We start from the raw sequence: 6,492 nt of genomic DNA, 5'->3' as shown, positions 1-6,492 counted from the left end.
CCCGCGATTCGATCTGTCACTCGATGAATATATCGCCTGTGCTGACGCGATCGCGGGCAAGCGCGCTCCTACAGGTCACAGTTTGCCTGGCGACAGCATGGTGTCAGGGACAAACGGCGATCTCCTACAAATATCTACTCGGAAACCTTGGCAAACCCCGCCCGGATCTTTTCTTCTGGCAGTTCATCAGCGATAAAAACGATCACGCTTTCGCGCTTTTCGCCCTCCTCCCATTCGGTATCCCAGTCGAAGCCATAGAGCTTCAGTACGCCCTGAAACACCATACGCCTGGGCTCGCCCGCTATGTTCAGCACGCCTTTGTAGCGCAACAACTGCGAGCCGTGCTCTTCGAGCAGTTCGTTCATGAACTCGCTGAGCCTGTCGATATCCAGTGGCGCTTCACTGCGCAGCACCAGGCTGCTGATCCGGTCCAGTGAATGGCCAGCAGGCGCAACGGGCCGCAAGCTCATGCCACCGCCCAAGTCGGCATTGAGGTTGAACCCCCGGACATCCAGCAACTCTGCCAGATCAATCTGGCCGTGCTCCACGACACGGATCGGTGCGCGGCGGTTAATGCGGGTTAAACGATCGCTGAGGGCGTCGAAAGCAGCGTCGTCGACCAGATCACGTTTGCTCACCAGCAGACGGTCGGCGAAACCAATCTGTGCCTGAGCGATGGTCTGCGCCAGATGCGTGTCGGCGTTGGCCGCGTCCACCAGCGTGATAATGCCATCGAGGATGTAGCGCTCGCGCAGCTCTTCGTCGATGAAGAAGGTCTGTGCGACAGGCGCAGGATCAGCCAGGCCGGTGCATTCGATCACCAGACGGTCGAAGGCGATTTCGCCGCTGTCCAGACGCTCCAGCAGCAAGAACAAGGCCTTGGTCAGGTCGGTGTGGATGGTGCAGCAGACGCAGCCGTTGGACAGGGTCATGACTTGCACGGGCTCGGCCCCCAGCAACTGAGTGTCGATTCCGGCATCACTGAATTCGTTTTCGATCACAGCGATCTTCAGGCCGTGCTCGGTCTTGAGCAAATGACGCAGCAACGTCGTCTTGCCCGCGCCGAGAAAGCCGCTGAGGACAGTGACGGGAATAGGTTGCAGGGTGGTCATGGGTGCTCCTGTATTTACCAAACAACACAAAACAACTGTGGGAGCGGTGCTTGCCCGCGATAAGGCTGGATGCGATTCACTTTAGATCGCGTTCAACCTTATCGCGGACAAGCCTCGCTCCCACAGGATTCAACAAATGACTAACCGCGCCTGCTGATCAACAGCACTTCGGCCCACCCTTGCCGCCGTAACGGGCTTCCTGGCGTTCCCGGAAGAACGTTTCGTAGTCCATCATCGGCTTATCAGGGTGTTTGACCTGCATATGCGCGACGTAATTGTCATAGTCAGGCATGCCCACCATCAGGCGCGCTGCCTGACCGAGGTATTTCCCGAGGCGACTCAGGTCGTTGAACATGGGCAGATCCTCTTGTCTTTCAAACGTTGGTCGGAGTCGTCAACGCCTGGAAAGGCGCTTCCTTGTCCGTACGCTCTTTGTTGCCCCATGCCGCGACGCCGACTTTCAGCGCGTAGAACAGGATGCTGAACACCACGAACAGGAACAGAATCGTCAGTGTCGCGTTGGTGTAAGCGTTGAAGATCACGTGCTGCATCTGATCCATGGTCTTGGCTGGAGCCAGAATCTGACCCGCATCAGCCGCAGTGCTGTATTTCTTGGCCAAGGCCAGGAAACCCACTGCAGGGTTGCTATCGAACAGCTTGATGAAGCCAGCTGTTACGGTGCAGATCAGCAGCCAGGTCGCTGGCAGCATGGTGACCCAGATGTAACGTTGGCGCTTCATTTTGATCAGGACAACGGTTGCCAACATCAGCGCGATACCTGCCAGCATCTGGTTAGAGATACCGAACAGAGGCCACAAGGTGTTGATGCCGCCCAGTGGATCGATAACTCCCTGATACAGCAAGTACCCCCACAGCGCCACGCAACCACCGGTGCCGATGGCGTTGGCCGTCCAGGACTCGGTGCGTTTCAGGGCAGGAACGAAGCTGCCCAACAGGTCTTGCAGCATGAAGCGACCGGCACGTGTACCAGCGTCAACCGCCGTCAGAATGAAAAGGGCTTCGAACAGAATTGCGAAGTGGTACCAGAACGCCATGGTGCTGGCACCTGGCAAGGCCTGGTGCAGAATCTGCGCAATGCCCACCGCGAGGGTCGGTGCACCACCGGCTCTGGCCAGGACTGTGTTCTCGCCAATGTCCTTCGCCACTGCTGTCAGTTGCTCAGGCGTAATCGCAAAGCCCCAACTGCTGACCGTCTGGGCCACAGTCACCACATCACCGCCCACAATTGCCGCCGGGCTGTTCATGGCAAAGTAGATGCCAGGCTCGATGACCGAAGCCGCAACCATCGCCATGATCGCCACGAAGGACTCCATGAGCATGCCGCCGTAGCCGATATAACGGGCGTTGGTTTCGTTATCCAGCAGCTTAGGCGTAGTGCCGGAAGAGATCAGCGCGTGGAAGCCCGATACCGCACCGCACGCAATGGTGATGAACAGGAACGGGAACAGCGTCCCTTTCCAGACTGGACCAGTACCATCGGTGAACTGGGTCAGCGCAGGCATTTTCAGCTCAGGTGCGAGAATCAGAATGCCGATGGCCAAGGCAACGATGGTGCCGATTTTCAGGAAGGTCGACAGGTAGTCACGCGGTGCCAGCAGCAGCCAGACCGGCAGCATGGCCGCGACAAAACCGTAGCCCACCAGCATCCAGGTAATCTGCACACCGGTGAAGGTGAACATCGGCGCCCATTCAGGACTGGCAGCAACCATGCCGCCGACCCAGATCGAGAGCAGCAACAGCACCACACCGATCACCGAGATTTCGCCGATGCGACCCGGGCGGATGTAGCGCATGTAAATGCCCATGAACATCGCCGTCGGGATGGTCGCCAGCACGGTGAACATGCCCCACGGGCTTTCAGCCAGGGCCTTGACCACAATGAGCGCCAGCACCGCAAGGATGATGATCATGATCAGGAAGCAGCCGAACAGCGCGATAGTGCCGGGGATGCGGCCCATTTCTTCACGCACCATGTCGCCCAGCGAGCGACCGTTACGGCGTGTGGACAGGAACAGGATCATGAAATCCTGCACCGCACCGGCCAACACTACACCGGCGATCAGCCAGAGCGTGCCGGGCAGGTAGCCCATTTGTGCGGCGAGCACCGGCCCGACCAGAGGTCCGGCGCCAGCAATCGCAGCGAAGTGGTGACCGAAAAGAATGTGTTTGTTGGTTGGCACATAGTCCAGACCATCATTGTTGACCACGGCTGGAGTTGCCCGCAGCGGGTCGAGTTGCATGACGTGCCGGGCAATGAACAGACTGTAATAACGATAGGCAACCAGGTAGATGGCGACCGCAGCGACCACGATCCACAAGGCGTTGATTGCTTCCCCGCGGCGCAAGGCCACGACCCCCAGAGCACATGCTCCGATAATTGCAACGATTAGCCAGGGCACATGGCGCATGAGGCTATTATTATTTTTCATTTTTTATATTCCAGCAGATGACTGAAAGACCAGCTACGCGAGTTTAGCTGCGCCGTCGCGAAAGGCCACCCCAACCAAGGTCTAGAGCGTAAAAGAAACGATTCACTTAAAAAACGCCATTGAACCTGATCACAAGACGCGGCTCGAAAGGCGGACGAAGTGTAAATCCGGGTATGAAAGCTATCGGGAAAGCAGGATCAGGACTATCGTCGTTACAGGCGACGCCTCGACAGGCGTTTAACCGCTGACAGCACGTCACACGATTCCAAGAGAAGTGATTCGATGACCGACTCCAACGATGACCGCCGACGCTTTAAACGCATCGCCTTCGATGCGAAAACCCAACTGAGCCAGGGTGACCGAAACTGGCAGGTTCAACTCGTAGACCTCTCCCTCAAAGGCATGCTCATAGAGCGCCCCGAACCCTGGCACGCCGATACCGAACAGGCATTCAACGCCGATATCAAATTGAGCAATGAAGTGCATGTGCAAATGGACGTGAGACTGGCCCACGATGAAAACGGGCAGCTGGGGTTCGTCTGTGAGCACATTACGCTCGACTCAATTAGCCACCTGCGACGACTGATCGAACTGAACCTGGCTGATCATGATGAGCTGGAGCGTGAGTTGGCGGCGCTGATTGAGGTTTAAGGATCTGCATGGTTTTTAACTGTAGGAGCGCGCTTGCCCGCGATTACGGTATTTCAGGCGCAGCTGTTTATCGGATGTACTGGCCTCATCGCGGGCAAGCGCGCTCCTACACGGCCTCTCGAACGTTATTCAAACAACGCATCCAGTGCCTGTTCCAGACGTGTCACTGCAATGATCTGTAATCCCGGCGGGGCTTCTTTTGGCGCGTTGCCTTTCGGTACGATCGCCCGCTTGAAGCCGTGCTTGGCGGCTTCCTTGAGACGCTCCTGACCACTCGGCACCGGACGCACCTCGCCGGACAGCCCTACTTCACCGAACACCAGCAAATCATGAGGCAATGGACGATTGCGTAAACTGGACATGACCGCCGCCATCAGCGCCAGATCAGACGCCGTTTCCAGAACTTTGACGCCGCCCACTACGTTGAGGAAAACATCCTGATCGTGAGTAGGAATGCCGCCATGCCGGTGCAAGACCGCCAGTAGCATCGCCAGACGATTCTGGTCCAGGCCCAATGTCACGCGACGGGGATTGGACATATGGCTGTCATCTACCAGCGCTTGAACCTCCACCAGCATCGGACGCGTACCTTCCCAGGTCGCCATCACCACACTGCCCGGCACTTCTTCCTGAGCCCGGGTCAGAAAAATCGCCGACGGGTTCGAGACTTCTTTCAGCCCCTTGTCCGTCATACCGAATACGCCCAGCTCGTTGACCGCACCGAAGCGGTTCTTCACCGCACGCAGCAAGCGCAAACGGCCATCGGATTCGCCTTCGAAATACAGAACCGTGTCCACCATATGCTCAAGCACTCGCGGGCCCGCCAATGCGCCCTCTTTGGTGACATGGCCTACCAGGAAGATCGCCGTGCCGCTCTGTTTGGCATAACGCACCAACAAGGCCGCACTCTCACGCACTTGCGAGACGCCACCCGGAGCAGATTGCAGTTGCTCGGTGAAAATCGTCTGGATCGAGTCGATCACCATGACCTTGGGCTTTTCGATCTTGGCGGTGGCAATGATATTTTCGATGCAGGTTTCGGTCATGACCTGCAGCTTGTCCTGCGGCAGTCCGAGCCGACGGGCGCGCATCGCGACCTGCTGCTGGGACTCCTCGCCCGTCACGTACAACGCAGGCATGCGTTCGGCAATGTTGCACAGGGTTTGCAGCAGGATCGTGGACTTGCCGATTCCGGGATCACCGCCGATCAGCACCACGGAGCCATCGACCAGACCGCCACCCAGTACCCGGTCCAGCTCGGCCGAGTTGGTGGAGAACCTCGGGATCTCCTCGACACTGACCTCGGCCAGCGTACGGATCTGGGTCTGCTGACCGGTCCAGCCGGAACGCCCGCTCGGAGGCGCAGCGCTGCCGCTTTCCAGTACGGTTTCCACCAGTGTGTTCCAGGCGCCGCATTCGCTGCACTGCCCGGCCCACTTGGGAAAAGTCGCGCCACACTCAGTGCAGCCATACAAGCGTTTGGCCTTGGCCATGACAACCCCATCGGTAAAAGTTGGCAATCATAACGCAGCTGCTGTCAGCGCGTCGGTAAGCCTGCGGCACTCCCTTTCTGAGAAACTTCATAAAACTTCGTCAGAAAAGCCCGGTCGATTGCAGGGTGCCCAGCGCAACCCGTGCAGCTGACTTACACTGCACTGGACAATCTCATCAGTTACAAGGAATGACCCATGAGCGTACTAAGCGAGTTCAAAGCCTTTGCCGTCAAAGGTAACGTGGTCGATATGGCCGTCGGTATCATCATTGGTGCGGCATTCGGCAAGATCGTTTCGTCGTTCGTCGGCGATGTCATCATGCCGCCTCTCGGGCTGCTGATCGGCGGTGTGGACTTCAGTGACCTCGCCGTTATCCTCAGACCTGCAGAAGGCGCGGCCCCTGCGGTAGTGCTGGCTTACGGCAAATTCATCCAGACGGTTATCGACTTCATCATTGTCGCCTTCGCAATTTTCATGGGCGTGAAAGCGATCAATCGCCTGAAGCGCGAAGAAGCCAAGGCGCCAACCCTGCCGCCGACTCCAACCAAGCAGGAACTGCTGCTGGGTGAAATCCGTGACCTGTTGAAGGAACAGCATCAGCCGTCGGCACCGATTACCGTGGATCCGAAACATCCGGTTTGAGGAATTAGACTGCGGAATCTACGAATGGAATAAGGGCACCTGTGTGCGAATTCATTCGCGAAGAGGCCGGTGCGTCTGGCACTGATTCAGTGTCTGGAATACCGCTTTCGCGAATGAATTCGCTCCCACGGAAACTACTGCGAA

At 57.6% G+C, this 6,492-nt stretch carries 6 protein-coding genes; 2 read left to right on the top strand and 4 right to left on the bottom strand.

Annotation, left to right across the window (positions count from 1 at the left end):
• Positions 1–134 precede the first annotated feature (134 nt).
• From yjiA to KDX30_RS29210, 3 genes are all read right to left on the bottom strand, one after another.
• Positions 135–1,112, bottom strand: coding sequence for a GTPase (gene yjiA, locus KDX30_RS29220; protein ID WP_122396253.1), 978 nt, complete (start codon positions 1,110–1,112; stop codon positions 135–137).
• Between the two features lie 157 nt (positions 1,113–1,269).
• On the bottom strand, positions 1,270–1,467 hold the full coding sequence (locus tag KDX30_RS29215) for a YbdD/YjiX family protein (RefSeq protein ID WP_027902281.1): 198 nt from the start codon (positions 1,465–1,467) through the stop codon (positions 1,270–1,272).
• Positions 1,468–1,486: 19 nt separating this feature from the next.
• Entirely contained in the window at positions 1,487–3,562 is a 2,076-nt protein-coding gene (locus tag KDX30_RS29210) for a carbon starvation CstA family protein (RefSeq protein ID WP_027902282.1), read from the bottom strand.
• 282 nt (positions 3,563–3,844) lie between these two features.
• Between KDX30_RS29210 and KDX30_RS29205 the strand changes: the two genes are divergently transcribed.
• Positions 3,845–4,213: a PilZ domain-containing protein gene (locus tag KDX30_RS29205; protein ID WP_027902283.1), complete on the top strand. Its 369-nt coding sequence runs from the start codon at positions 3,845–3,847 to the stop codon at positions 4,211–4,213.
• Positions 4,214–4,338: 125 nt separating this feature from the next.
• Here KDX30_RS29205 and radA read toward each other — a convergent pair whose 3' ends face one another.
• Positions 4,339–5,706, bottom strand: a complete 1,368-nt coding sequence (radA, locus tag KDX30_RS29200; protein WP_027902284.1) for a DNA repair protein RadA — start codon at positions 5,704–5,706, stop codon at positions 4,339–4,341.
• Between the two features lie 195 nt (positions 5,707–5,901).
• Between radA and mscL the strand changes: the two genes are divergently transcribed.
• Complete coding sequence (gene mscL / locus KDX30_RS29195; RefSeq protein ID WP_087272638.1) at positions 5,902–6,348, top strand: large-conductance mechanosensitive channel protein MscL; 447 nt, start codon at positions 5,902–5,904, stop codon at positions 6,346–6,348.
• Positions 6,349–6,492 lie beyond the last annotated feature (144 nt).

Source organism: Pseudomonas quasicaspiana, from assembly GCF_021147825.1.
In the GTDB taxonomy this organism is placed as follows: Bacteria; Pseudomonadota; Gammaproteobacteria; order Pseudomonadales; family Pseudomonadaceae; genus Aquipseudomonas; species Aquipseudomonas quasicaspiana.
The sequence above is the reverse complement of the archived record's forward strand: the minus strand, read 5'-3'. Positions and strand labels throughout refer to the sequence as shown.